Source organism: Sphaerisporangium melleum, from assembly GCF_014646695.1.
Taxonomy (GTDB): Bacteria; Actinomycetota; Actinomycetes; order Streptosporangiales; family Streptosporangiaceae; genus Sphaerisporangium; species Sphaerisporangium melleum.
The window spans coordinates 47,572-74,367 of record NZ_BMNT01000039.1; the positions used below are offsets into that span (position 1 = coordinate 47,572).

Here is a 26,796-nt window from a genome sequence, read left to right on the forward strand (position 1 = left end):
GGCGCGGAGATGAGCTATGCTGACGGCGATGCGTACCGCGTTTGAGTTTTGGTATGGCGACGGACCCGTGGAGCTGTCCGTTCGCCGTCAGACGCTGCGCTGACCGGCAAACATCGGCGAAGGCCCCGGGTCCAGGACGGACCCGGGGCCTTTGTCGTTCCCGGCCAACCCAGACGACCGCCGACGCGGTCGGAGCAGAAAGGCACCACATGGTCATCGTCATGGCCCCGGAGGCCACGCAGCAGGACATCGAGGCGATCGTCGGCCTGGTGAGCAGGGCCGGCGGCGACGCGTTCGTCAGCCGTGGCGTCAACCGGACGATCATCGGCCTCGTCGGGGACATCGCCCGGTTCATGAACCTGAACCTGGGCGGCATGAGCGGTGTGGCGGAGGTCATGCGCGTGTCGACGCCCTACAAGCTCGTGAGCAGGGACCACCATCCCGAACGCTCGACCGTGCGCGTCGGGAACGTGCCGATCGGCCCGGGCACCATCACCCTGATCGCCGGGCCGTGCGCGGTGGAGACCCCGGACCAGACGCTCGCCGCCGCACGGATGGCCCAGGCCGCGGGGGCGACGCTGCTGCGCGGCGGCGCGTACAAGCCCCGCACCTCCCCCTACGCCTTCCAGGGGCTGGGCGAGGCGGGCCTGCGCATCCTGGCCGACGTGCGCGCCGAGACCGGCCTGCCGATCGTGACCGAGGTCGTGGACGCGCACGATGTCGAGTTGGTGGCCTCCTACGCCGACATGCTCCAGGTCGGCACCCGCAACGCGCAGAACTTCGGCCTGCTGCAGGCCGTGGGGTCGGTCGGCAAGCCGGTCATGCTCAAGCGCGGCATGAGCGCCACCATCGAGGAGTGGCTGATGGCCGCGGAGTACATCGCCCAGCGCGGCAACCTGGAGATCGTGCTGTGCGAGCGCGGCATCCGCACCTTCGAGACGGCCACCCGCAACACGCTGGACATCTCGGCGGTGCCGGTGGTCCAGCGGCTGGCGCACCTGCCGGTCATCGTGGACCCCTCGCACTCGGGCGGCCGCCGCGACCTGGTGCTGCCGCTGACCCGCGCGGCGATCGCGGTGGGCGCCGACGGCGTGATCATCGATGTGCACCCCACCCCCGAGCAGGCGCTGTGCGACGGCCCGCAGGCGCTGGTCGACGGCGATCTGGACGAGCTCGGCCGCATCGTCCGCGAGCTGCCTCCGCTGATGGGCCGCACGCTCGCCACCGGGCTCACCCCGGTGGCCTAGCGAGAAAAGCCTCCGTGGCCGGCCGCACGAGCGGCCGGCCACGGGTCAGGCGGGAACGGGAGCGCCGTCCAGTTTGTACTCCTGGATGGAGCCGGCGAGCTGGACGGCGAGCTCCTCGGCGTCCAGGCGCTTCTCGATCTGGCGCAGGTCGGCGATCTTGGCGGCGGTCTCGGCGCGGCGCGGGGTCAGCAGCGTGCAGCAGTCCTCGTCCGGCAGCTCGGAGATCTGCAGCGTGCCGATGCGCCGGGCCTCGGACATGATCTCGGTCTTGTCCATGCCGATGAGCGGACGCAGGATCGGCATGTCGACGGCGTCGTCCAGCGCGGTGATGTTCTGCAGGGTCTGGGAGGACACCTGGCCCAGCGAGTCGCCGGTGACCAGCACGCCGCGGTGCAGCCGGTGGGCGACCTCCTCGGCGGTCTTCAGCATCAGGCGGCGCTGCGCCACGACCTGCAGCCGGTCGGCGCCGGACGCCTTGAGCGACTGCTGCGCCTTGCCGAACGGCACCACGAACAGCCGCCCCTTGCCCTGGAACCTGCTCAGCGCCCGCACCAGGGCGTACGCCTTGTAGATCGACTCTGAGGTGGTGAAGGGGATGCCGGAGAAGTGCAGGAAGTCGACCTGCAGGCCGCGCCGCATCATGCGGTAGGCGGCCACCGGGGAGTCGATGCCGCCGGACATCAGCACCAGGCCGCGCCCGCTGGTGCCGACCGGCAGGCCGCCCTGGCCGGGCAGGCCGTCGGTGAAGACGAACACCTCGTCCCTGTCGACCTCGATGTACACGGTGAGCTCGGGGTTCTTCAGCCGCACCGGCAGGTCGTACTTGTCGTTGATCTCACCGCCGACCAGCCGGTCGAGCTCGTTGGAGCGCAACGGGAAGCGCTTGTCGCGGCGGCGGGAGCGCACGGCGAAGGTGGCGCGGCGCTCGACCTCGGGGCGGCCGGCGACGAGCTCGAGCGCGGCGGCGGTGACGGCGTCGGGGTCCTTGGCCACCCGCCAGGCGCGGTGCACCCACACCAGGCCGATCACATCGGTGAGACGGTGGGCGACCGCGTCGGCGGTCTCGACGGTGGTGCCCTCGGGGAGCAGAATCGCGATGACGCCATGGCGCTGCCGCACGTCGACCCGGATGCCGATGTCCTTCAGCGCGGCCCTGATGTTGTTCTGCAACCGCCGCTCGAACAGCTCGCGGTTCCTGCCCTTGAGGACGACCTCGCCCAGCTTGAGCAGTACGCAGGGCTCGCCCAGCGCTGACGGGGGCACGACGGACATGGGGCTGCCTCCGGCGGGGATGGTGGGGTCGGGGTGGGGACACGTGCCGGCGGAAGGTCCTCCCGCGCTGGGCACCCTTCAATTTATCCCGGATCGAGGGCCGCCGAGCCCGCCCGGCGACATCGGCGGTGGGCACGCGGACCGGCGGGACGGTCGTTCGGCGGATCATGGCGGGGACCCGGATCCCTCTTTTCGGCGATAACAAACCGAGGACTCAGCTTGACCGAAAATCCTTCTCCGCCCATGCTCACTGTCCAGAACATCAGTTTTTCATGCTGTAGATCATCTTTATTGCCCAAGGAAACCTAGTGTCGCATATTGACCACTTCGCGCAAGGAATATTCACTCCGCTGGCCGCCTATGTGATGTCGGCCATTGGATCGTTCCTCAGTCTGCTGCTGGCCAGCCGGGCACGCGGGACGCAGGGCGGCGCCCGCCTCAGGTGGCTGGCGGGCGCCGCGCTCGCGCTCGGCGGCACCGGCATCTGGGTGATGCACTTCGTCGCCATGACGGGATTCCGCGTCCCCGGCACGGCGATCACCTACGACGTGCCGCTCACCATCGTGTCCGCCCTGGTGGCCGTCGTCATCGTCGGCGTCGGCCTGGCCATGGTCTCGCGGTCCGGCGAACGCCTGCCCGCGCTGCTCGGCGCGGGGCTGGTCACCGGGCTCGGCGTCGCCGCCATGCATTACCTCGGCATGGCCGCCATGCACATGGCCGCCGTCAAGCACTACGACCCGCTGCCGGTCGCGGCGTCGGTGGTGATCGCGGTGGTGGCCTCGACCGTCGCCCTGTGGTTCAGCCTGCGGGTGGAGGGGCTGCTCGCGACCACGGGCGCCGCGCTCATCATGGGGGTCGCGGTCACCGGCATGCACTACACCGGTATGTTCTCGCTCAGCGTCACCCTGGATCGCTCCAAGGCCGCCGAGGCGCTGGCCGGCGCGACCGCCATGAGTTTCCTGCTGCCGCTCCTCATCGGGATCAGCCTGATCACGCTGGTGCTGCTGCTGGTGGTGACGCTGTCACCGTCCCGGGAGGAGCTGGAGAGCGAGACCCGGCTGCTCGGCCAGATCGAGGAGCGACGCGCGCAGGCCGGCGCCGCCCCGGCGGCCGCGCCCTCGGCCCCGTCACCGCCGCCGGGCGCCGGGTCGCTGTTCCAGCGGCCCGACCGGCGGGAACCCTGAGAGGCGGCACGCGGCGGGGGGACGAAGCGAACCGCCCCCGGCCGTGACGGCCAGGGGCGGCGGATGCTCACGCGGGTGCCACCCGGCGGGCCGGCGTCCCGGACGCGGGCCCACGGTGCGGCGGGAGGATCAGCCGAAGAAGACCTCGGCCTCCTCGTAGCGGGACGCCGGCACGGTCTTCAGCTCGGCGGTCGCGGCGTCCAGGCCGACCCGGATGATGTCGGTGCCCTGCAGCGCGACCATCTTCCCGAAGTCGCCCTCGTGGGCGGCGTCGATGGCCTGCAGGCCGAACCGGGTGGCGAGCACGCGGTCGTAGGCGGTCGGGGTGCCGCCGCGCTGGACGTGGCCGAGGACCGTGGTGCGGGCCTCCTTGCCGGTGCGCTTCTCGATCTCCTTGGCGAGGAACTCGCCGATGCCGCCGAGGCGGACGTGGCCGAAGGCGTCCAGCTCGCCGGCCTGCAGGGCCATCTGGCCCTCGATCGGGTGCGCGCCCTCGGCGACCACGATGATCGGCGAGTAGCGGGTCTGGAAGCGGCTCTCGACGTACTCGCAGACCTTGTCGATGTCGAACGGCTTCTCGGGGATGAGGATGACGTTCGCGCCGCCCGCCATGCCGGCGTGCAGGGCGATCCAGCCGGCGTGACGGCCCATGACCTCGCAGATCAGCGCGCGGTGGTGCGACTCGGCCGTGGTGTGCAGCCGGTCGATCGCCTCGACCGCGATGTTCACGGCCGTGTCGAAGCCGAAGGTGTAGTCGGTGGCGTTCAGGTCGTTGTCGATGGTCTTGGGCACACCGATGACCTTGACGTCGCGGTCGTACAGCTGCTTGGCCACGCCCAGGGTGTCCTCGCCGCCGATCGCGATCAGCGCGTCGACGCCCTGCTCGGCGAGGTTGGCCTTGATGCGGTCGACACCACCGTCGATCTTGATCGGGTTGGTGCGGGACGAGCCGAGGATCGTGCCGCCCCGGGGAAGGATGCCGCGCACCGCCTGGACGTCCAGCGGCATGGTGTCGCCTTCGAGCGGGCCGCGCCAGCCGTCACGGAACCCCACGAACTCGTGGCCGTAGACGCCGACGCCCTTGCGGACCACCGCGCGGATGACCGCGTTGAGTCCGGGGCAGTCGCCGCCTCCTGTGAGCACTCCGATACGCATGACGGGTTCCTCCCGATGGGGTACGCATTCAGATTACCGGTGAGACACGGGGCCGCTCCGGGCGATTCACGGACACGGTGCGGCCTGCGCCATGGAGATTTTGCCGCAGTCGCCAACATTGGTCTAGACCAAACGGTGAGCGGGCATCACCACCCTATCCCCGGCGTCAGATCGGCAGGGCGAGTACGCACGAAGGGCTGCCGATGGCCAGGCTCTCCCCGGTGGGGACCGGGACGCCCTCGCGCAGGACGAAGGCCGCGACGTCGTCGGAGCGCTGGTTGGCGACGTACATCCGCTCGCCGGCCAGGGCGAAGTGCCGGGGCCACAGGCCGCCCGAGCCGACCTCCGCCACCTGGGTGAGCGGATCTCCGCCGCCGGCCGGGCCGACGGCGAACACGCCGATGGTGTCCGGCCCGCGGTTGGCGACGTAGAGGTGGCGGCCGTCGCCGGACGCCTGGACGTGCGAGACCTGGTTGGGCACGCCGGTGCGATGACTGGCGGGGGTGCGGGCGAGCTCGCGCCACTCCTCGTCGTAGACCGCGACGGTGCCGTCCAGCTCGCAGCCGACGAACCACCGGCCGCCGAGGTGGACCATGTGGCGCGGCCCGCTGCCGGGCTTCAGCCGCACCGGCCCCTCCGGGTGCGGCGCGGGGCCGGCGGCGCCGAGCACGTAGCGGCGGACCTCGTCGGTGCCGAGATCGGTGACGTACAGGACGCCATCGGGGCCGAAGACCGCCTGGTGGGCGTGCGGCTCGGCCTGGCGTGCGGGGTCGGGGCCGTGGCCCTCGTGGTGGAACGGCACCGGCCGCCCCGTGAGCAGCCCGGTGTCGCCGAGCCGGTACAGCGCCAGCGTGCCGTCACCGTAGTTGGTCACCGCGAGCCAGGCGCCGGCCGGGTCCACGGCGAGATGACAGGGGTAGGACCCGCCGCTGGCGCCGTCGGCGAGCAGGACGGGGCCCTCCGGGTCGGCGGAGTAGGCGGCCACGCCGCCCTCCTCGCGCTCCAGGGCCGCGTACAGCACGGGGAGCCGGGGGTGCAGTGCCAGGAACGACGGACCGGAGGCGGGGGTCTCGGCCACGACCTCGAGCGTGTCGTCCGCCCCTCGCCGGACCACGGTCAGCCCGGGGCCCGTCCCGCCGGTGTCCGGCGTGTATCCGCCGATGTAGAGCAGCTCACGCCCCGATGTCATGTGATCGACGATACCGCCAACCCCGGGTTCCTTGATCATGCGACACCGTCCCTCCTGACCAGCCGGCGCGCGATCCGGATCGCCCGGTCCACGGCCCGCCTCGGCCGAAGGGCTGGATCTCCGGCCCGCAGCATGCTTGACTGAGGCAACGATTCCCTTGATCGGAGCAACGGTATGGACGAGCTCGTCTCCCAGGTACGTGCGTTCAACCGCTTCTACACCCGCGTCATCGGTGTGGTCGGCGCCGGCATGTACGACACCTCGTACTCCCTCACCGAGGGGAGGGTGCTCTACGAACTGCGGCAGACCGGCGAGATGGAGACCGGCGAGCTGCGCCGGATGCTGGACCTGGACGCCGGGTACCTCAGCCGCATGCTGGCCCGGTTCGAGGCCGACGGCCTGCTCACCAAAGAACGCTCCCCCGCCGACGCCCGCCGGCAGGTCCTGCGCCTCGCCGAGCGGGGCAGGCAGGTGCAGCGGGAGCTCGACGACGCGTCCTCGGCCGCCGTGCGGGACCAGCTGGTCCCGCTGAGCGGGGAGGACCGGCGGCGCCTGATCGCCGCCATGACCGCCATCCAGCGCATCCTGGGCGACGCCCCCGCTCCCCGTGGGTACGTCATCCGGCCGCCGCGTGCGGGCGACCTCGGCTGGGTGGTCCACCGCCACGCCACCCTGTACACCGAGGAGCGCGGCTGGGACGAGAACTTCGAGGGGCTGGCCGCGCGCATCGTCGCCGACTACGCCGAAGACCACGACCCGAAGCGGGAGGCCGGCTGGATCGCCGAGGTCGACGGCGAGCCCGCCGGGTCCATCCTCTGCGTGAAGCGGGACGACCGTACGGCGCAGTTGCGCCTGCTGCTGGTCGAGCCGTCCGCCCGCGGCATGGGCATCGGCGGACGGCTGATCGAGGAGTGCCTGGCCTTCGCCAAGCGGGTGGGCTACGAGCGCATCGTGCTCATGACCGTGGACGAGCTCGCCGAGGCCCGCCGGCTCTACCAGCGGGCGGGTTTCACGCTCGACGAGCAGCACCCGATGAAGGCGTACGGCCGCGACCTCGTCGAACAGTACTGGTCACGCCCGCTCTGATCCCGCACCGCCCTCCGGCGCTCCCGCCCCGGCTCCTCCCTCGTTCGGGGCGGCGGAAACTTCCGGCAAAGGGGCGGCCGGGGCGTGCGCGTCCGGCCTAGGGTCGGCCGGGCCCGCGGGAGCATCGTGCCCGCGCCCCGTCGCACGGGCCGGCGCTCCCGCCCGCCCGCCGCCCGGCACTGGGAGCCCGCCGATGACCACGATGACCCTTTCCGCGCCGCCCGCTCCGGCGATCAGGAACCGCAAGGCCCTGGTGTTCCTCGACGGCGCGGGCGCGGGGAAGGCCTCCGGCGGCGCGGCCGGCCGCCGGCTCGCCCACGCCCTGACCACCGAGGGGTACGCGGTGCGGACCGTGGAGTCCGACGCGGGGGACCACTCCCGGGTGGGGGCGTTCCTGGACGGCGTCGAGCCGGGCGACCTGCTGCTGGTCCGCTGGTCGTCCGACTCGGGGCGGGGGCCGGGAGACTTCGGCGCGCTGATGACCGACTTCGCCCGCCGGGTCGAACGGTCCGACGGGGCCGCCCTGCTCTTGATCGTCGACTTCGGCTGGCTGGTGAGCGCCGGCCCCGGCCGCCCGGACGAGACGCTCACCCATCTGCGGGTGCGAGGCGAGCCGGTCGCCGCGGCCGCCGCGCTCACCACCAGCGCCGCCCTTCCCGGGAAGCGGCCGGACCGGGCCGTCTCGCTCACCGCCATGCTGGCCGACGGCATCCTGTCCGGGGAGGCCGACCTCGACCGGGACGGCACCATCTCGGTCGCCGACCTCTACCGGTACGCCGACGAGCGCTGCGCCGGCCTCGGCGCCGACCGGCGGCCCTACCTGCTCACCTACGGCGAGGGCGAGTCGATCGCCGTGGCCTGCGCCCGCGGTCCGGGTCAGGCCCTCGGCCCCGCCTTCGCCGCGGCGCTGGCCCGGCTGGCCGACGCCGGTGACACGGTCGCGCCCTGCTCGGCCGGCGACCTGGCCGCGCGCGTCCACGACGTCCACCTGGACGAGGACGCCCGGCGGCTGCTGCGCCGCACCAGCCTGCTGGCCGAGGACGAGCCGCTCACCGATGAGACCGCCGCGCTGCTCATGGAGGGCGGCCCGGCGCAGGCGGCACTGGCGGAGCTGGCGTCGTGGGGGCTGCTCGGGGAGGGCGCCCCGGTCGCCGTACCCGCCGTGCGCGCGGCGCTGTCGGCCCGGCTGGACCGCCGGGAGCAGGCCCGGGTCTCCGGCGTGCTGCGCCGCTGGCGGGCCGGTCGTCGCGCCGTCCGTCCCCGGGCCCGGCTCACCGGGGACCGGTGGACCCTGAAGGACCGTCTCGGGCACCGGGTCCACGCCGAGGCCATCGCCGCGTTCGTCCGCCACCCGGAGACCCGGCCGCCGCTGACGATCGGCGTCAAGGGGCCGTGGGGGGCGGGCAAGACGTCGTTGATGCGCATGGTGCAGGACCTGCTCGATCCGGGCGCCGCCGAGGACCGGCCCGCCGAGATCCATCTCGCCGCAGCCGCGCCCGCCGGCCGTCCGTCCCTGCGCGAACGGCTCGCCGGTCGCCATGCCCGGGGTGCGTCCGCGTCCGGTGCCGGTGCGGTCCGGGGGCGGGTGACCAACGGCGAGGTGCTGTCCCGCGCCAGGAAGGCGGAGGCCGGCGGCGCGGAGTACGCGGTGCCGGGCGAGCTGCCGCTGCGGCACGCCGACTGGCGGCCCACGGTCTGGTTCAACCCCTGGATGTACCAGAGCGGCGAGCAGGTGTGGGCGGGACTGGCCCACGAGATCATCAGCCAGGTCACCGGACGGCTGCCGCGCGGTGAGCGGGAGCGCTTCTGGCTGGCGCTCAACCTTTCGCGGATCGACCGCGAGGAGGTGCGCCGCCGCGCCTACCGGATGGCCGCCACCCGGCTGCTGCCGGTCGCGCTGGCGTTCTGCGCGACCCTGCTGGTCACCTCGGCCTCGCTGGCGGCCTCGGCCCTGGTGCCCGCCGCCGGCGCGCTGCTGCGCGGCACCGCGGCGGCCGTCGGATCGGGCGGCTCGCTGCTCGTGCTGGCCGCCGCGTGCCTGCGGCTGGCGCGGTTCCTGCGCGAGTCGGCCGACACGGCGTTCACCCGGCTCGTCCGCCAGCCCGACCTGCTCGGCGACGCGCCCGGCCTGGTCGCCGCCGCCGGCCCCGGATACCGGTCCAGGACGGGTTTCCTGCACCTGGTGCAGACCGACATGCGCCGGGTGCTCGGCATGGTCGCCACCGAGGAGCGCCCGCTGGTGGTGTTCGTGGACGATCTCGACCGGTGCTCGCCGGGGACGGTCGCGCAGGTCATCGAGGCGGTCAACCTGTTCCTCGCCGGGGAGTTCCCCAACTGCGTGTTCGTGCTGGCCATGGAGCCGGAGGTGGTGGCCGCGCACGTCGAGGCCGCCTACCAGGACCTGGCCCGCTCGCTGCCGGATCCGGCGGAGGAACGCTCGGGGCTGGGCTGGCGGTTCCTGGAGAAGATCGTGCAGCTGCCGCTGAGCGTGCCGGTGCTGGACGACGACGAGCGGCTCCCCGCCTACCTGCGCGCCCTGCTGGGCGTCCCGGCCGCGGTGCCCCCGGGGCGGAACGCGATGCCGGCCGGCGCGTCCCCCGCGACGCCCGCGGAGGCGGACGCGGCGCCGCGCCCGGCCGGTGACCTGCCGCCCCGAGCGGCGCGGGCGCCGGAGCGTCCGGCCCCCGAGGTGGTCGACCGCCTGGAGTCTGCCATCAGGGCCATGGAGCCGGCCGCCGACCGCCTGGACATCGTGGCCCACGAGGCGCAGCGGGCCCTCGGCGTGGCTACGGGCGCCGATGACCTCGGCGGGCTGTCGGCCGCGGCCCGCCTGGCCGCCGACCGGGTGTACGACGATCTCTACAGTGACGAGAACGCCTACGCGGCCATCGTCCGGGTGCTCCCCGCGCTCACACTGAGCAATCCCCGGGAGCTCAAGCGGTATGTGAACGTGTTCCGGTTCTACTCCTTCGTGACCTACCGGCGGGCCCTCGCCGGCGCGCCGAAGGCGTCCGACGAGCAGGTCGCCAAGCTCGCGGTGCTGACCATCCGCTGGCCGCACCTGCTGTCGCTGCTGGCTCGCGTGCCCGGTGACGTCACGGGCCGCCGCGGCGGGCGGGCGGAGGCGACCGTGCTCGGTCTGCTGGAGCGGGCGGCCGGCCGCCCCGGCGCCCAGGCGTGGGCTACGGCGCTGGCCGAGGCCGGTCTGATCGGTGAGGCGGGCGCGGAGACGGCCCGCTGGGACCCCCTGCGCGCCCTGCTGCGTGCCGATCCCCCGGTCACCCGCCTGGCGTGCGAACTCCTCTGACCCGGGCCCGGCGGCCCCTCCCCGGGCCGCGGGGTCAGCGCTGGGCCTGGATCATCCAGTGCTGCTTCTCCAGACCGTCGGTGACCTCGATCAGCAGGTCCTGGGTCACCGGGTCGGCCTCTTCTGTCGCCTCGATCCGCTCGCGCATGCGCGAGACGGCCGCGCAGAGGATGTCGGTGAACACGGCCACGACCTTGCCGTCCTCGATGTATCCGGCCTCCAGATGGCCCACCTGGCTGTCCCGGGCGATCGTGGCGGCACGTCCGTCCGGATTGACGCCCAGTGCCACCGCGCGCTCGGCCACGGCGTCCGCGCCGGTGCGCGCGAGGGCCACGATCTCGTCCAGCTGCAGGTGCAGCGAGCGGAAGTTGCGTCCGATCAGGTTCCAGTGGGCCTGCTTGCCGACCAGCGAAAGATCGAGCAGGTCGATGAGGGCGCCCTGAAGCGCGTCGCCCGCGATCTTCTGGTTGTCGCCCGAGAGCGGGCTGGTGATCTGAGCCATGAGACATCTTCCCCTCGAGATGGTCGATGGCTTCTTCCTGGTCTTATCGCCCTAACCGGTCTCCTGGGCGCTAAACATTGACACTGTAATGATTGCAGTGTCAGCATGGGGCTATGAGTGACACCTGGACGATCGGCGAGCTGGCGGAGCACGCGACGGCGCAGTTGCCGCCGCCGGCGACGGCACAGCGGCCCAACGGCCGGGTCAGGGACGTGCCCAATGAGCGGGTCATCCGGTGGTACACGACGATCGGCCTGCTCGACCCGCCGATGACCCGCCGCGGCCGGGTGGCGCTGTACGGCCGGCGTCATCTCCTGCAACTCGTCGCGATCAAGCGCCTCCAGGCCGAGGGACGGTCGATCGCGGCCATCCAGGCCGAACTGGCGGGCGCGACCGACACCACGCTCGAACGGATCGCCCGGCTCGCCGACCCGCCGCCCCCACCTCCCGCGAGCCCCGCACCCGCCGTCCCATCCGGTCCCACGGCAGCGCCTGCCGAACCCGGCGCGGGCCCGGCCGCCCCCGGGGCGCCGGCGCCTGTCGCGTCCGGCTCCGGGAACGGAGAGCACCCGCCGGCACAGAACGCGGGCATGCCGCCCGGCACACCCGCGGCCCGCCCGCGCTTCTGGACCGCCCATCCGGCCCCTCCCGCTCCCGCCCCGCCCGGCGCCGCTCGCCCGGCCGACGGAGCCGGCCACCCGGACGCGGGTGCCACGGCCCGCCGCGTCGACGGCGCGGCCCTCGCGGACGCCGTGGGCACGACGCACCACACGGACGGGGCACAGGCCGCGGAGACGGCATACCAGGAGCACCCGGCGCCATCGGGACACGCGCCCGTCGCGGGCCGGGAGGCGCGAGCCGTCCGTCCAGGCGCGGCCCCATCGCGCACCGCCCCTCCCCCGCTCTCGCGGCAGGAAGAGCCGGAGCACCCCGTCGAACCCGGCGCACCCTCGCCCATCGAGCCGGGAGCGGAAGCGGCGCCGCCCGGCTTCCTGGCACCCCCGTTCGGCCCCGAGCGGGCCGTCCCCTCCCCGCCGGGCCACCGGGCCGCGGGCCCGCCCGTGGTCCTGCCCGGCGACGACCTGGTCCACGGCGTGCGTCTCGCGCCGGGGGTCACGCTGCTGCTGGATGGGCGGCTCCCGGCGCCCGCCGACATCGAGGCGCTGCGCGAGGCCGCCGCGCCGCTGCTGCACGTGGTGCGCGACCGCGAGCTCACCCCGTCCCATTCCGACCAGTCCCCGCCCGAAAGGTGGCACTCATGACCGTGCAGATCACGTCCTTGCGGCCCGGCGAGTACACGCCGTCGCCCGACGCCGGTCTCGGCGCGCTGCACACCGGCAAGGGGAACCTTCCGCTGGAGAACGTCGAGGTCGAGGCGGACATCACCGCGCTGACCGGCGGCGTCGAGGTCACGCAGGGCTTTCGCAACCCGCACGACGTCCCGCTGGAGGCGACGTACATCTTCCCGCTGCCCGACCGCGCGGCGGTGACGGCCTTCCGCATGGAGGCCGACGACCGCGTGGTCGAGGGGGTGCTCAAGGAACGCGGCCAGGCCCGCCAGGACTACGACCAGGCCATCGCCGAAGGCAAGCGTGCCGCCATCGCCGAGGAGGAGCGGCCGGACGTGTTCACCATGCGCGTCGGCAACATCCTGCCCGGCGAGCGGGTGACGGTACGGCTCACGCTGAGCCAGCCGCTGCCGTACGAGGACGGCGCGGCGACCTTCCGCTTCCCGCTCGTGGTCGCGCCGCGCTACATCCCCGGCGCGCCGCTCGACGGCGCCGGCGCCGGGGACGGCGTGGCGCCGGACACCGACACCGTGCCGGACGCCTCGCGGATCACCCCGCCGGTCCTGCTCCCCGGCTTCCCGAACCCCGTGCGACTGGCGCTGACCGCCCGGGTCGACCCGGCCGGGCTCGACCTGACCGAGATGCGCTCCAGCCTGCACGTCGTCACCGAAGAGGAGGGGCTGGTCCGGCTCCAGCCGGGCGAGCGCCTGGACCGCGACTTCGTCCTGCGCCTGTCGTTCGGCGCCTCCAGCGCGCTGGCCTTCGTCCCCGACCGGCCCGCCGGCGAGAGCGCGGACGCGGAGACCACCGCGCCCGCCGGCGAGGACGCCGACGGGAACGGCACGTTCGTGCTGACCGTGGTGCCGCCGGCCGACGAGGAGGTCCAGCGGCGTCCCCGGGACGTGGCGCTGCTCCTCGACCGCTCCGGCAGCATGACCGGCTGGAAGATGGTCGCCGCCCGCCGGGCCGCGGCCCGCATCGTCGACACCCTCACCTTCGCCGACCGCTTCGCCGTACTGTCCTTCGACAGCGTGGTCGAGCGGCCCGAGCGGCTGGACCCCGGCCTGGTGCCGGCCACCGACCGCAACCGCTACCGCGCCGTGGAGCACCTGGCCCGGCTGGAGGCCCGCGGCGGCACCGAGATGCTCCAGCCGATGGAGCAGGCGCTCGCCCTGCTGGACGACCCGGAGCGGGAGCGGGTGCTGGTGCTGGTCACCGACGGGCAGGTCGGCAACGAGGACCAGATCCTCGAACGCCTCGGCGCGCGCCTGGCCGCCGTACGCGTCCACACGGTGGGCATCGACCGGGCGGTGAACGCCGGCTTCCTCGGCAGGCTGGCCGGCCTCGGCGCCGGGCGCTGCGAACTGGTGGAGTCGGAGGACCGCCTGGACGAGGCAATGGAGCACATCCACCGCCGCATCGGATCGCCGCTGGTCACCGGCCTGACGCTGAAGGCAGAGGGGCTGGAGGTGGTGCCGGGCAGTGTGACCCATCTCGGCTCGCTCTACTCGGGGGTGCCACTGACCGTCTACGGCCGCTACCGGGGCGCCGGCCGCGGCACGCTGACCGTGCACGGCCTGCTCGGCGACGGCCGCCCGTGGGAGCGGCGGCTGGAGGGACGCCCGGCGCGGGGCGAGGCCCCGCGGGCCATCTGGGCGCGGGCGCACCTGCGCCGCCTGGAGGACCGCTACGCCGTGGGCGAGCACGCCCTGGAGCAGGAGATCGTGGCCGCCTCGCTGCGGCACACGGTGCTGTGCCGGTTCACCGCGTTCGTCGCGGTGGACACGCGGGTCGTCGCCGAGGGCGGGCCGCGGCACCGGGTGCTCCAGCCGGTCGAGCCGCCGAGCGGCTGGGAGATGCCCGGTCTGGCCGCCCCGATGGCGGCCGCCGCGCCGGCGGCCTTCACCACGGCCGCCGCGCCGATGGCGTTCCGGGCGACCGCCGAGGGGGGCGCCGCGCCGGCGTTCGGGGGCGGCCCGGAGGCGGTGGCGGGCGAGCCGTTCGCCAAGCGCCTCGCCGCGCCGGGCGGCCGGATGTTCGCGCGCCCGGCCGTCGCGCCGCCCGCGCCGCCGGTCCCGCACTCGCTGGACCTGGTGCGCCCGCAACTGGCCGGCGAACTGGCCCGGCTGCGCGCGCAGGAGGAGGCCCTGCCGGCGTCCGAGCGGCGGCGCTACCTCGCCGACCTGGGCAGCCGCCTGGCGGCCCTGGCCACCTACGTGGGCGGCGAGAACGAGCTGCGCGGGCTCGCCCGCGACCTGATGGCCTGCGAGACCACCCCGGACGCCGACCTCGACGCCCTGTGGCGGCGCGCCGTCCAGGTGCTCACCACCCTCACCGGCGCCGGGAACGCGCCGTCCACCGGCGGGGGCGCCTCCGCGGGCCAGACCCGGGCCCCGGGCCGCCGCACCTCCTTCTGGAAGCGCGGCTGACCGGCCCGGCGCCGGAGGGCACCTGCCTCGATCGCCGGCCCGTATTCCAGCGGCCCTCCGCGGGCGGCGGCGCTACCAGGCCCACCTGGTCAGCGCCTCGCCCAACCCGGCCATGTCGGGGACCGCCCGCGGATCGGAGCCCGCGGGGCCGAAGCGCACGGCGGTGAGTCCGGCGGCCGCGGCGGCGCGCACGTTCGCCGGCCGGTCGTCCACGAAGACCACCCGGCCGGGCGCCGAGGCGTCCACCGCGGCGCACAGCGCCTCGTAGGCCTGCGGATCGGGCTTGCGGACCCCGATGTCCCCGCTGATGACCCACGTGCCGATGAACCGGTCGAGGCCGAACCTGCGCCGCAGCAGCACCGACCACACGCTCACATCGTTGCTCAGGCAGGCCAGCCGCACGCCCGCACCGGCGAGCCGTTCCAGCAGCGGCAGCGTGCCCTCGGTGAGGGTGTGGCGCCCGCAGTACTCCTCGTCGGACGCACCGCGGGTGCGCAGCCGCTCCCACAACTCCTCAGTGCCGATGGCGCCGACGCTGCACCGGGTGTACAGCTCGGTGATCTCTCGGTCGCCGAGGTCGCTGCCCTTGCCGCGGGCGTACGGAACGAGCAGGTCCGCCACGTCGTCGGCGCTGCGGTACAGCACTCCCATGGCGTCGAAGGCCACCGTGTCGAAGCCGGAGAACCCCGGCCCGTCCATGCTCATCGTCCCCACGACACCCCCCGGAGCGAGCGACCTGGAACGGCACCGGCAGCCGCGAAGCCGGCAGGGGTCCCGGCCCGCGCCCGCCCCCGCAGCCTAGCGATCAAGCGGAAGGAGCGGCTAGCGGATGAGCGCTCTCTCCCCGGAAGCCCTGCTCGGCACCGATCCGCACTGCGGGCTCTACGGAACTCGGCGGTAGATGTCGCGACGGTTGCCGACGGCCAAGACCCACACGATCAACTGGCCGTCCTCCACGGTGTAGACGACGCGGTAGTCGCCGACCCTGAGCCGCCAGCGGGCACTGTGTCCCTGGAGCGCCTTGATGTCGAACGACGCGGTGTCTCCCGCGTCCATCGCCTTCTGGAGTTCGGCGAGGCGGTACAGGATGTGCAGCGCGTCAGGGCGCGGAACCTTGAACATGTCCCGCTGAGCGTGCGGCGTGAAGCGCGTGACGTACCCCATGGGGTCAGCCTTGATGGGCGCGCAGCAAGGCGGCCATCTCTTCGAGCGAGACCGCCCCCTCCGTTCCCTCGGATTCGGCTTCGTCGGCCAGTTGATTGAGCCACGCCTCTTCGGCGTTGTCGGCGATCTCACGCAGGCGCTGGTACTCCTGGATGTCGATCACGACCGCTTCCTGCTTGCCACGCCGCGTGATGATCGTCGGGGTGTCCTCCCGGCGAGCGCGATCGATGACGTCGGCGAGGTGGCTGCGGACATCGGCCATGGATGCAATCACCGGATCACTCATGTCACGAATGTAGCAGATGTACATGAGGGCCTGTGCAGCACCCACTCCACCTCAGGTCAGCACACCCCGTCCCTCCCCGACCCCCAGACGAACATCAACGGGGCGTGCGGCCCGGGGTGGGGTCCTCGGCGGCGGGGAGGGTGCGGTAGGCGGGCCGGAGGATGTCGAGCAGCGGGATGTGGCGGACCTTGACCGGGGGCGGCTCCAGGGCGCGCAGCAGGATCTCCGGGGGCGCGGCCGTGGCGGCGGGCCGGGGACGCAAGCGGCCGAGCGGCACCGAGGGGGCGTAGAAGTCGTCCAGCCGCTCGGCGAACGGCACGTCGTCCACGTGCAGCGGGTCCACCTGCTCCTCCTCGTCGCCGGGCGTGCCGCGCAGGGCGTCCAGCAGGGGCTCCTTGTCCCGCCCGCGCCAGGCGAGCACCAGGAACGGATCCTCGTCGAACGCCTCGCCCAGCAGGTAGAGCACGGCGGACAGGTGCTTGCACGGGAACCCCCAGTCGGGGCAGGAGCACTCCATGTCCAGGTCGGCGGCCTCGGACGGGAACAGGGGCAGCCCCAGCCGGTCGAAGACCTCGACGATCTCGACGGGCATCTCCCCCGCCAGCAGCTTCGCCCGGTAGAGCGCCTGCCCGGCCAGCTCGTCCTGGATCGCGGCCCAGTCGGTCTCTCCGTAGGCCGGGACGCGGATCGTCACCCGGTACGGCTCCGGCCGCGACCCCTGCACCTGCGCGCCGACCAGGCCGGGGCCGAGGTCGATGCGCAGCACCTGGCCCTTCCTGGCGTAGGAGCGGCCCCGGCCGAGCCGCCCGGAGTCGCAGACGCGTTCCAGCAGGTCGACGAACCGGCGTGACCACCACTGCTCCCCGATCGAGCCGCGCTTGCTGCGCGCCCGGATGCCGCCCTCGACCCTGATCGGCGCGGCCGCCTCGAACCAGCCGTCCCTGCCCACCGGCATGTCAGCTCACCGCCTCGGGGGCCAGGCGGAACAGCTCGCGGAGCTGCTCGGTGGACAGGTCGGTGATCCAGTCCTCACCGGCGCCGACGACGGACTCGGCGAGTGCCTTCTTGCGTTCGATCATCTCGTCGATGCGCTCCTCCAGGGTGCCCACGCAGATGAACTTCCTGACCTGGACGTTCCTGGTCTGGCCGATGCGGAACGCGCGGTCGGTGGCCTGGTCCTCCACGGCGGGGTTCCACCAGCGGTCCACGTGGATCACGTGGTTGGCGGCGGTGAGGTTCAGGCCGGTGCCCGCCGCCTTGAGCGAGAGCAGGAACACCATGGGCTCCTCGTCGTTCTGGAAGCGTTCGACCAGCTCGTCCCGCTTCTTCTTCGGCAGGCCGCCGTGCAGCCACAGCACGGGCCGGTCGAGGTGGGCGGCCAGGTAGGGCTGGAGCAGCGTGCCGAACTCGGCGTACTGGGTGAACACCAGGGCCTTGTCGCCCTCCTCGACGACCTCCTGCGCCAGCTCCTCCAGGCGGGCGAGCTTCCCTGAGCGCCCGGCGAGCCGGGAGCCGTCCTTGAGCAGGTGGGCGGGGTGGTTGCACACCTGCTTGAGCCGGGTCATCGTGGCCAGGACGTTGCCGCGCCGCTCGATGCCCTCACTGTCGTCGATCTTGGCGAGCATGTCGGTGACGACGGCCTGGTACAGGCTGGCCTGCTCGGGTGTCAGCGTGCACCAGACCTTCATCTCCAGCTTCTCCGGCAGATCGGAGATGATCGTCTTGTCGGTCTTCAGGCGCCGCAGGACGAAGGGGCCGGTCGCGCGCCGCAGCGCCCGGGCGGCGTCCTCGTCCCCGCGCGCCTCGATGGGCTCCTGGTAGCGCTCGCGGAACCGCTTCGCCGGGCCGAGCAGGCCGGGGTTGCAGAACTCCATGATCGACCACAGTTCGGCCAGGTGGTTCTCCACCGGGGTGCCGGTGAGCGCGAGCCGGGTGGCCGCCGGGATGGAGCGCACGGCCTGCGCCTGGCGGGCGGCACTGTTCTTGATCGCCTGTGCCTCGTCGCAGACCACCCGGCCCCAGGTGGATCCGGCCAGGACGGCCGCGTCGCGCAGCGCCGTGCCGTACGTCGTGATCACCAGGTCGGCGTCCCGCAGCGTCCCGGCCAGCTCGTCCTCGCGTTTGCGGGTGGGGCCGTGGTGGACGTAGACCCGCAGCGAGGGCGCGAACCGCGCGGCCTCCTTGTGCCAGTTGCTCACCAGCGACATCGGGCACACCAGCAGCGTCGGCGCGACCGGGTCGCCGGCGGCCCGCTCCTGCAGGAGCAGCGACAGCGTCTGGGCGGTCTTGCCGAGCCCCATGTCGTCGGCGAGGATGCCGCCGAGCCCGAGACCGGACAGGAAGCTCAGCCACGACAGGCCGCGTTCCTGGTACGGGCGCAGGCTGCCGTTGAACGTCTCCGGCGTGGCGACGGCCGACAGGCGCCGCTCGGCCTCGCCGGACAGCAGATCGCCGAGCAGGCCGTCGGCGTCCACCTCGATCAGCGGCAGCTCCTCGTCCCCGCCGTCCACGACCTCCTGGATCACCTCGGCGACGGTCATCTCGCCGGCCCGGCGCCGCTCCAGCACCGAGAGCGCCGCCTTGAGCTGGCGGTCGTCCAGCTCGACCCACTGGCCGCGCACCCGGACGAGCGGCACCTTGAGCCGGGCCAGCTCCTCCAGCTCCTCCTCGCTGATCACGTGATCGCCGACGGCCAGGTCGACCCTGAACTCCACCAGCTCCCCCAGGCCGAACCCCTGGCCGGCCGCCGCGCGGGCGGGCGCGGCGGCGCGGGTGCGCGTGGTCAGCTTCAGGCCGAGCGCCTTGCGTCCCGCCCAGGCGGGGAGCCGGACCCCGTACCCCGCGGCCTGCAGCAGCGGGGCCGAGCGCCGCAGGAAGCCGAACGCCCAGGCGGTGTCCACCACCATGCCGGAGGGGCGCGGCTCGCGCAGTGCGGTGTGCAGTTCGGGGCAGAGCCGGACGGCGCGTCCCAGACCGGCGAGCAGCACCTCGTCGGCCCGCCGGGGCAGGCCGGGCACGCGTTCCCCCTGCCACAGCGCCGCGGCGGGCACGTACAGGCTGGGGTCGTCCACCGACTGCAGGGCGAACTCCAGCTCCCACGCGTCGTCCCCGCCCGCGTCCAGGTCGCCGCCGCCGACGGCCCCCGCCGGCTCCCGGAGGGCCTCGGCGGCGTCGCCGGACGCGGGCCGGGGCTCGCTGAGCCGGAAGCAGAGCCTGATCGGCCCGTCCATCTGCTGAGCGGAGGCGAACCAGTCGCGCAGCACGCCGCTCAGCGCGTCCGCCTCGGGACCGGAGACGCCGGGGATCGCGGCGTCCGGCGCGGTGAGCGCGAACAGCCACCGCTCGGCCGCGTCGCCGCCCGGGCCGGGCCGGTTGCCGCGCAGCAGCCGTTCGGGCAGCGACCGCCGCGTGGCGGCGTCGGCGAGGGCGTCCAGGGCCTGGCGCAGCACCTCGCCCGCCGGTCGTTCCCCCGCGACGGCCCGGCAGACCGGCGGCATCGCGGCGGCGAGGTCCCGGAAGGCCGAGGCGTCGGCGCCGGTGATCACCGGACGCCAGCGGGCGGCGGGCCCGCCCGGCTCCCGGACGAGCTGGGGCAGCACCCGGCCGCGCCGGACGAGCGCCAGGGCGTGCTCGGCGACCACGGCGAGGTAGCGCGTCGAGGCCCCGGCCCCCCACTCGGGCCCCTCGTCCCCCGCCTCCGCGGCGGGCGAGCCGAGCAGGCGCAGGGCCTGGGCCGGGGTGAGGAACAGCGCAGGAACGCGCCACGGAGAGATCTTGGGCGTGCGGGCCCTGCTCGCCAGCCCGGACTCGGGCGAGGGGATCGGGGCCCTCGCCGTTCCCGGCAGCCACAGGTCGAGCGTGCCGGCGGTGACCACGGAGAGCGGCCGGCGCCCGTCCGCCCCGATCGGCGCGCCGCCCGCGAGGCCGGTGGGGCCGGCGGGCGTCAGGCCGAGGGCGGCGGCGAGGACCGGCGCGGAGGCGGCGAAGGGATGGGCGCGCGGCCCGCTCCGGCGGCCGGGACTCCCGTCCGGGCGCGGCCGCGGGTGACCGTCACTCGTGGACGGAGCGGGAGGCGCCGCGACGCCGCTCGTGGACGCGGCAGGACGCACCTCATCGCCCGGCAGCGTGTCCTCGGCCCATAGCGCGAGGTCGCGGCCGGTCCAGGCCCCGTGGACCACGAGCACTCGACCACCCCCGTCCGCCCGCGTCACCCGATCACGCAACGACCGGGCGCGCCGGCACCAGCCTGCCCATCGGCCGTCCCACCGGCACCGTTACACGCCGGTACGAACCACGCCTGCCCGCCGGTGGCTCCGGCCGCTTCCGGCCGCTCTGCCGCCGAGCGCCTCGGCGACCGCCATGCGGCCGGCCTGCGCCGCGACGCCTGCCCGCATCGGCGCGGCGGCGTGGGACGGCTCTCCCGCTCCGTACGCTACCGGCCCGGCGTCGCCGGCTCGCACACTCGACGCCCCCGGCCCTCCCGCAGGTCGCCACCCGCCCGCCTCAGGGCCGGCGCCCGGCGCCGCGGAACGGGGCGCTGGGCGTGATGTCGGTTGTGCGGCGACATATGGTGTTGTGCGTGAGTTTCCCGTCCGCTGAGAACGACGTCGTCATCCTGGACGGCGGCCTGGCCACGCATCTGGAGGCGCTGGGGTGCGACCTGCGCGATGAGCTGTGGTCGGCCCGGCTGCTGCTGGAGAATCCCGCCGTCATCCGCCAAGCGCACCTGGACTACTTCGCCGCGGGCGCCGATGTGGCCACGACGGCGAGCTACCAGGCCAGCTTCCCGGCGTTCGTGCGGCGCGGCCGGGCCCCCGCGGAGGCGCGGGCGCTGATCCAGCTCTCCGTGGAGCTGGCCATCGAGGCGCGGGACGAGGCCGGGGGCGGCCTGGTCGCGGCGAGCGTCGGGCCGTACGGCGCCTATCTGGCCAACGGGGCCGAGTACACCGGGGACTACGACCTCGGCGAGGACGCGCTGGTCGAGTGGCATCGCCCGCGCTGGGAGACGCTCGCCGAGAGCGGCGCGGAGGTGCTCGCCTGCGAGACCATCCCCTCCTTCACCGAGGCGCGGGCCATCGCCCGGCTGCTGGCGGACACGCCGAACGTGAACGCCTGGGTGAGCTTCTCGTGCCGGGACGGCGACCACCTCGGCGACGGCACCCCGCTCGCCGACTGCGCGGCGCTGTTCGCCGGCAACCCCCAGGTGGTGGCCGTGGGGGTCAACTGCACGGCGCCGAGCAACGTCAAGAGCCTCATGGGGCACATCAGCGGCATGCCGATCATCGTCTACCCCAACTCGGGAGAGGACTGGGACGCCGGGAACCGCCGCTGGACGGGCATCTCCGACCCGGTCGAGTTCGGCGCCGCCGCCCGGGAGTGGCGAGCGGCCGGCGCGACGTTCATCGGCGGATGCTGCCGGACCACCCCCGACCACATCCGGCGCATCAGACACGAAATCGGCTGATGTCTCCCCAGGTGGGGCGAGCACCGGACCGCTGGAAGGGAATAGTGGCCCACCGGTAACACTGTGGTCATCCATGGGCATCACATCGGCAACATTGCTCCGCTTCACTCCTGACAGGCACCCATACACGGCTGTCAACAGGAGGCGCGCGATGACGTCCCCGCCGCATCCGCCCGACCAGCGGGCCGGATGGCATGGGGCTCAGCCGGGGACCGTTCTGACCCTGGACGCCGGCGCCCTGACCACCCGGGAGATCAACCGCTCGCTGCAGTCGCTGCCGGGCGGCCGGGCCCTCGTGAGCAACCCGGCCGGGCGGCACAACCTCGCGGTCGGCCTGGCCGCGGCGATCCAGGTGGAGATCGACGGCCCCGCGGGCTTCTACGCGGGCGGGCTGGGCAAAGAGGCCCGGATCACGGTCAACGGGCCCGCAGGGGCGGGTGCCGGAGAGAACCTCATGTCGGGCGAGGTCCACGTGCGCGGCTCGGCCGGTCGCAGCGCCGCGGCCTCCGCGCGCGGCGGGGTCGTGGTGGTGGACGGCGACTGCGTCTCGCACGCCGGCATCTCGCTCAAGGGCGCGACGCTGGCGATCGGCGGCGACGCGGGCGCCTACTGCGGGTTCCTCGCGCAGTCCGGAGTGATCCTGGTCGGCGGTGACACCGGGCCGTGCCTCGGCGAGTCGCTGATCGAGGCGGTCGTCTACGTCGGCGGGAAGGTCAACGGGCTGGGCAACGGAGCCGTCGTCGAAGAGATCGACGAGCACGACGTGACGTTCGTGAAGGTCCTCGCCGACGGGTGCGGGTTCGACCACGTGACCCCGGCGAGCGTGACCAAGGTCGTATCCTCACGCCGTATGTACCGTATGCAAGCCCGGCACGACCACGGGACGTACTGAGCGACCATGAGCCACACCTTCTCCCCCGAGGTGATCGCGCAGATCCAGGAGCGGGCCAGGCTCGGCGGCGGCGCCGTGCGCGGCCTCGGCGCACGGCGCGCGACGCCCGGATTCGATGACCTGCTCCTGCTGCCCGCCGGCCTGTCCGGCGCGCCCGACCTCCCCCGCGAACGCTGCGACACCCGCACCATCCTCGGCACGCGGCACGCCGAGGAGCCGGTCGTCCTGGACATCCCGATCACCATCGCCGGGATGTCGTTCGGCGCCCTGTCGTCCGCCGCCAAGGAGGCGCTCGGCCGGGCGGCCACCATGACCGGCACCTCGACCACGACCGGCGAGGGCGGCATGGCGCCGGTCGAGCGTGATTCGGCCAAGACGCTGGTCTACCAGTGCCTGCCCTCGCGCTTCGGCTTCGACCCCGACCACCTGCGCGCCGCCGACGCCGTCGAGATCGTCCTCGGCCAGGGCGCCGTGCCGGGCGGCGGCGGGATGCTGCTCGGCCAGAAGGTCACCACCCCGGTCGCGTTCATGCGCGACCTGCCCGAGGGGGTCGACCAGCGCACGGCCAGCCGCCATCCCGACTGGGCCGGGCCCGAGGGCCTGCGGGTGAAGATCGAGGAACTGCGCGAGGTCACCGCCTGGCGCATCCCGGTCTACGTCAAGATCGGCGCCTCCCGGGTCGCCCCGGACGTACGGCACGCGGTGGAGGCCGGCGCCGACGTCATCGTGGTGGACGGCATGCAGGGCGGCACCGGGGCCGCCGCGGACGTGTTCATCGAGCACACCGGCATCCCGACGCTCGCCGCGACCCGCGTGGCCGCCGACACGCTGCGCACCCTCGGCATGGACGGCCAGGTGCAGCTCGTGGTCTCCGGCGGCATCCGCAGCGGCGCCGACGTGGCCAAGGCGCTCGCCCTCGGCGCGGACGCCGTCTCGGTCGGGGTGGCCGCGCTCATCGCGCTCGGCTGCAACTCCCCCTCCGACGACACCGGCGCCGACGTCAGCCTCGGCTACCGGGCGCTCGGCACCGTCCCCGGCTCCTGCACCGCCTGCCACACCGGCGGCTGCCCGGTCGGCATCGCCACCCAGGACGACATGCTGGCCGACCGGCTGGACCCGGACTTCGGCGCCGAGCGGGTGGCGAACTTCCTGCGCGCCCTGACCAAGGAGGCCACGATGCTCGCCCGGGCCTGCGGCAAGTCGTCGGTGCACCAGCTCGGCACCGACGACCTGGTCGCCCTCACGGTGGAGGCCGCGGCGATGGCCCGCGTCCCCCTGGCCGGCACGTCCTGGATCCCCGGCACCCCGATCACCTGATCCCGGAAGGCCCCGGCCCATGGCGGCGCCACGGTCATCCATCCGTCAAGCCCCTTGATATGATCTTGGTCCCGTGAGCATCGAAACAAGTCGCGTCCATGCGTGGACGCGGGCATGCGGACCGGCCGCCGGCGTCTCCGGCGCCGCCGCCTCGGGGAAACGGGCAGGTTCGCCGCTGACCGGCGGGATCGCCGATGACTGACCAGGCCGGCGTCGCAGCCGTTCTCGCCGCGGTCGCGTGCGTGGTGGGCGGCGTACTCGCCGGCCTCGCGCTGCGCGCCATGTTCGGCCGCCTCGCACGGCGGGCGGCCGGGACGGCGACATCGTGGGACGATCTGTGGTGGAACCTGCTGAGAGGCGTCGCACTGCCGGCCACGGCGATCACCGGGGCCTGGTGGGCGGCGGAGCTGCTGCGGCTGCGATCACCGGTCCGCGAGTTCGTGGACCGCGTCCTGCTCGCGGTGATCGTGCTCACCGTCGCGCTGACGATCGCCGGCCTGGCCGCCGGGCTGGTCCGCTCGATCACCCTCTCGCGGTCCGGCGTCGCGCAGTCGGCGAGCATCTTCGTCAACGTCACGCGGGTGCTCATCATCGGCGTGGGCGTCCTTGTGCTCCTGCAGAGCATCGGGATCTCCGTCACTCCGGTGCTGACCGCGCTGGGTGTGGGCGGTCTCGCCATCGCGCTGGCCCTGCAGGACACCTTGGGCAACGTGTTCGCCGGCATCCAGATCCTGGCCTCCAAGAAGGTGCAGCCGGGCGATTTCGTCCGCCTGGCCAGTGGGGAGGACGGTCACGTCGTCGACATCAACTGGCGCAACACCACCGTCCAGCAGCTGGCCGGGAACATCGTGATCGTCCCCAACTCCCATCTCGCCGACGCGATCCTGACGAACTACCACCAGCCCCGGCAGGACTCCTCCGTGGTCGTCCAGGTCGGCGTCGGCTACGACAGCGACCTCGAACTGGTGGAACGCATCACCCTGGAGGTGGGCCGCGAGGTGATGCTCACCGTGGAGGGCGCGGTGCCCGAGCACGAGCCGGTCGTCCGCTACCACACCTTCGGCGAGTCGAGCATCGGATTCTCGGTGATCCTGCGGGCGGCCGAGTACACCGCCCGCTACCTCATCATCCACGAGTTCATCAAGCGCCTGCACGCGCGTTACCGCGCCGAAGAGATCGAGATCCCGTCCTCGATCCGCACAGTCCTCCTGCCCGGCCCCAAGGACGTCACCCAGGACCGCGTCACCACCATCGCCTGACCCCCCGCCCCCGCTCCGGCGGCCAGGCCACCGGATCACCGACGATCGCGGAGCCGGTGCCGTACCGCCGCCGGTCAGTGGCCAGGTTCGTCCGCGACCTGACCCGTGGTGTCCGCCGGAGCGGGCGGTCAGCCGGTGGAGCGGGCGAGGTCGGGGGTGAGCGGGTCTCGGGCGGGGCGGGGACGGCCGGGGATGAACGAGGTGATCAGCGCGCCGAGAAGAGCCACCCCGCAGGCGATCAGCAACGCGACCTGAAGGCCCTGCAGGGAAGGCAGCCGGTAGGGCCCAGAGGTGGTCAGGACCATGTGGGCCAGCACGACGCTGGTGACCGCGCTGGAGGCCGAGGTGCCGATCGAGCGCATGAGGGCGTTCAGGCCGTTCGCCGCGGCGGTCTCCGAGGGCGGCACCGAGGACATGATCAGCGCGGGCATGGCGGCGTACGCCAGGCCGACACCGGCGGCGGCCACCGACGCGGCGGCCACCACCTGCCAGACCGAGCGCATCAGGCCGAGCGTGAGGGCGTAACCGGCGGCGATCACCAGCGTGCCGGCGATCAGCGTGACCTTCGGGCCCCACCTGCGGGACACCTGGGCCGACAGCGGCGACAGCAGCATCATCACCAGGCCGCCCGGCGCCAGGCACAGCCCCGCCTCGACCAGCGACAGGCCGAACCCGTACCCGGTCTCGGGCGGGCTCTGCAGCAGCGTCGGCAGCACCAGGGACATCGCCAGCATCGCGAAGCCGACCACCACCGAGGCCAGGTTGGTCAGCAGCACCGGACGGCGGGCCGTGGTGCGCAGATCCACCAGCGGCGCGCGGACCCGCAGCTCCATGAAGCCCCACGCCAGCAGGACGGCCACGGCGGCGGCGAGCAGGCCCAGGGTCGGCCCGCTCCCCCAGCCCCAGTCGCCGCCCTTGGTGATGGCCAGCAGCAGGCAGATCAGGCCCGCCGACAACCCGATCGCGCCGGGGACGTCGAAGCGGCCGCCGGACCGCAGCGGCGACTCGGGGACGACCAGCGCGACCAGCAGCAGGGCGACGGCCCCGACGGCGGCCGACAGCCAGAACAGCATGTGCCAGTCGGCGTGCTGGGCGATGAACGCGGCCAGCGGCAGGCCGATCGCCCCGCCGACGCCCAGGGTGGCGCTCATCAGCGCCATGGCCGAGGGGAGCCGCTCGGGTGGCAGCTCGTCGCGCATGATGCTGATCCCGAGCGGGATCACCCCGATGGAGCAGCCTTGCAGCGTACGCCCGGCGACCACCGGTAGCAGCCCGGTGGACAGCGCGCACAGCAGGGACCCGGCGACCATGAGGGCGAGGCTGACGAGCAGGACGCGGCGCTTGCCGTACAGGTCGCCGAGCCGCCCGCTGACCGGGTTGCAGACCGCGGCCGCGAGCAGGGTGGCGGTGATGATCCAGGAGGCGTTCGCCGGGGTGCTGTTCACCAGGCGGGGCAGGTCGGGGATGAGCGGGACGACGATGGTCTGCATCAGCGACACGACGATGCCGCACGAGGCCAGCACCGCCACCACCAGCCCCGGCGCCCGCACCCGGCCCTCCGGTCGCCTCTTTCCGGCGCCGGAGGCCTCCTCGCCGGTCGTACCGTCCCCCGAAGCCGGTCCACTCACCGACAGCCCCCGATCGTCTTCAGCCGAATATCCGCCAAAGCACGATACATACCCTTAGATCACCACGGCCTCCCGCACCCACCCGTCCACATCAGGCCGACCGGACGCGCATCCCTCGTTCCGCCG

At 73.6% G+C, this 26,796-nt stretch carries 20 protein-coding genes; 10 read left to right on the forward strand and 10 right to left on the reverse strand.

Annotation, left to right across the window (positions count from 1 at the left end; genetic code table 11):
- Nucleotides 1–209: 209 nt before the first annotated feature.
- Nucleotides 210–1,247 (forward strand): 3-deoxy-7-phosphoheptulonate synthase, encoded by a 1,038-nt coding sequence (gene aroF / locus IEY93_RS29355; RefSeq protein WP_189166386.1) that lies wholly within the window; start codon nt 210–212, stop codon nt 1,245–1,247.
- A gap of 45 nt (nt 1,248–1,292) precedes the next feature.
- Here the strand turns inward: aroF and thiI are convergent, their stop codons facing one another.
- Entirely contained in the window at nt 1,293–2,519 is a 1,227-nt protein-coding gene (thiI, locus tag IEY93_RS29360; protein ID WP_189166387.1) for a tRNA uracil 4-sulfurtransferase ThiI, read from the reverse strand.
- A 308-nt stretch (nt 2,520–2,827) separates the two neighbouring features.
- Here thiI and IEY93_RS29365 point away from each other — a divergent pair, with 308 nt between their 5' ends.
- Nucleotides 2,828–3,703, forward strand: coding sequence for an MHYT domain-containing protein (locus IEY93_RS29365; RefSeq protein ID WP_189166388.1), 876 nt, complete (start codon nt 2,828–2,830; stop codon nt 3,701–3,703).
- 129 nt (nt 3,704–3,832) lie between these two features.
- On the opposite strand, the gene IEY93_RS29370 is transcribed toward IEY93_RS29365, so the two are convergent.
- The gene (locus IEY93_RS29370; RefSeq protein WP_189166389.1) at nt 3,833–4,858 is read right to left on the reverse strand and encodes a 6-phosphofructokinase; all 1,026 of its coding nucleotides are present in this window, start codon (nt 4,856–4,858) and stop codon (nt 3,833–3,835) included.
- A 166-nt stretch (nt 4,859–5,024) separates the two neighbouring features.
- Nucleotides 5,025–6,047, reverse strand: coding sequence for a lactonase family protein (locus tag IEY93_RS29375; protein WP_189166390.1), 1,023 nt, complete (start codon nt 6,045–6,047; stop codon nt 5,025–5,027).
- A 174-nt stretch (nt 6,048–6,221) separates the two neighbouring features.
- Here IEY93_RS29375 and IEY93_RS29380 point away from each other — a divergent pair, with 174 nt between their 5' ends.
- Together IEY93_RS29380 and IEY93_RS29385 are read left to right on the forward strand one after the other, a co-directional pair.
- Nucleotides 6,222–7,133: a bifunctional helix-turn-helix transcriptional regulator/GNAT family N-acetyltransferase gene (locus IEY93_RS29380; RefSeq protein ID WP_189166391.1), complete on the forward strand. Its 912-nt coding sequence runs from the start codon at nt 6,222–6,224 to the stop codon at nt 7,131–7,133.
- A gap of 193 nt (nt 7,134–7,326) precedes the next feature.
- A complete protein-coding gene (locus tag IEY93_RS29385; protein ID WP_189166392.1) occupies nt 7,327–10,440 on the forward strand; it encodes a P-loop NTPase fold protein in 3,114 nt (1,037 codons plus the stop codon).
- A 34-nt stretch (nt 10,441–10,474) separates the two neighbouring features.
- On the opposite strand, the gene IEY93_RS29390 is transcribed toward IEY93_RS29385, so the two are convergent.
- Nucleotides 10,475–10,942: a Dps family protein gene (locus IEY93_RS29390; protein ID WP_189166393.1), complete on the reverse strand. Its 468-nt coding sequence runs from the start codon at nt 10,940–10,942 to the stop codon at nt 10,475–10,477.
- A gap of 113 nt (nt 10,943–11,055) precedes the next feature.
- On the opposite strand from IEY93_RS29390, the gene IEY93_RS38715 reads away from it, so the two are divergent.
- Together IEY93_RS38715 and IEY93_RS29400 are read left to right on the forward strand one after the other, a co-directional pair.
- Nucleotides 11,056–12,204, forward strand: coding sequence for a MerR family transcriptional regulator (locus IEY93_RS38715; protein ID WP_203967840.1), 1,149 nt, complete (start codon nt 11,056–11,058; stop codon nt 12,202–12,204).
- On the forward strand, nt 12,201–14,660 hold the full coding sequence (locus IEY93_RS29400; protein WP_189166394.1) for a VIT domain-containing protein: 2,460 nt from the start codon (nt 12,201–12,203) through the stop codon (nt 14,658–14,660). The genes IEY93_RS38715 and IEY93_RS29400 overlap by 4 nt, the downstream gene beginning before the upstream one ends.
- 72 nt (nt 14,661–14,732) lie before the next feature.
- Here IEY93_RS29400 and IEY93_RS29405 read toward each other — a convergent pair whose 3' ends face one another.
- The 5 genes from IEY93_RS29405 to IEY93_RS29425 all read right to left on the reverse strand — a co-directional run bounded on the left by IEY93_RS29405 (nt 14,733) and on the right by IEY93_RS29425 (nt 20,294).
- On the reverse strand, nt 14,733–15,365 hold the full coding sequence (locus IEY93_RS29405; RefSeq protein ID WP_189166395.1) for an HAD family hydrolase: 633 nt from the start codon (nt 15,363–15,365) through the stop codon (nt 14,733–14,735).
- A gap of 177 nt (nt 15,366–15,542) precedes the next feature.
- Nucleotides 15,543–15,824 (reverse strand): type II toxin-antitoxin system RelE family toxin, encoded by a 282-nt coding sequence (locus IEY93_RS29410; RefSeq protein ID WP_189166396.1) that lies wholly within the window; start codon nt 15,822–15,824, stop codon nt 15,543–15,545.
- Nucleotides 15,825–15,828: 4 nt separating this feature from the next.
- On the reverse strand, nt 15,829–16,110 hold the full coding sequence (locus IEY93_RS29415) for a type II toxin-antitoxin system Phd/YefM family antitoxin (RefSeq protein WP_229691574.1): 282 nt from the start codon (nt 16,108–16,110) through the stop codon (nt 15,829–15,831).
- 94 nt (nt 16,111–16,204) lie between these two features.
- Complete coding sequence (locus tag IEY93_RS29420) at nt 16,205–17,065, reverse strand: SWIM zinc finger family protein (RefSeq protein ID WP_189166397.1); 861 nt, start codon at nt 17,063–17,065, stop codon at nt 16,205–16,207.
- A 1-nt stretch (nt 17,066) separates the two neighbouring features.
- Nucleotides 17,067–20,294: a DEAD/DEAH box helicase gene (locus IEY93_RS29425; protein ID WP_203967841.1), complete on the reverse strand. Its 3,228-nt coding sequence runs from the start codon at nt 20,292–20,294 to the stop codon at nt 17,067–17,069.
- Nucleotides 20,295–20,677: 383 nt separating this feature from the next.
- On the opposite strand from IEY93_RS29425, the gene mmuM reads away from it, so the two are divergent.
- The 4 genes from mmuM to IEY93_RS29445 all read left to right on the forward strand — a co-directional run bounded on the left by mmuM (nt 20,678) and on the right by IEY93_RS29445 (nt 25,042).
- Nucleotides 20,678–21,574: a homocysteine S-methyltransferase gene (gene mmuM / locus IEY93_RS29430; RefSeq protein ID WP_189166398.1), complete on the forward strand. Its 897-nt coding sequence runs from the start codon at nt 20,678–20,680 to the stop codon at nt 21,572–21,574.
- A gap of 151 nt (nt 21,575–21,725) precedes the next feature.
- The gene (locus IEY93_RS29435) at nt 21,726–22,466 is read left to right on the forward strand and encodes a protein glxC (RefSeq protein ID WP_203967842.1); all 741 of its coding nucleotides are present in this window, start codon (nt 21,726–21,728) and stop codon (nt 22,464–22,466) included.
- 6 nt (nt 22,467–22,472) lie between these two features.
- Nucleotides 22,473–23,783, forward strand: a complete 1,311-nt coding sequence (locus IEY93_RS29440; protein WP_189166400.1) for an FMN-binding glutamate synthase family protein — start codon at nt 22,473–22,475, stop codon at nt 23,781–23,783.
- A 194-nt stretch (nt 23,784–23,977) separates the two neighbouring features.
- On the forward strand, nt 23,978–25,042 hold the full coding sequence (locus IEY93_RS29445) for a mechanosensitive ion channel family protein (protein WP_189166401.1): 1,065 nt from the start codon (nt 23,978–23,980) through the stop codon (nt 25,040–25,042).
- Between the two features lie 128 nt (nt 25,043–25,170).
- Here IEY93_RS29445 and IEY93_RS29450 read toward each other — a convergent pair whose 3' ends face one another.
- The gene (locus IEY93_RS29450) at nt 25,171–26,532 is read right to left on the reverse strand and encodes an MFS transporter (RefSeq protein WP_189166431.1); all 1,362 of its coding nucleotides are present in this window, start codon (nt 26,530–26,532) and stop codon (nt 25,171–25,173) included.
- Nucleotides 26,533–26,796 lie beyond the last annotated feature (264 nt).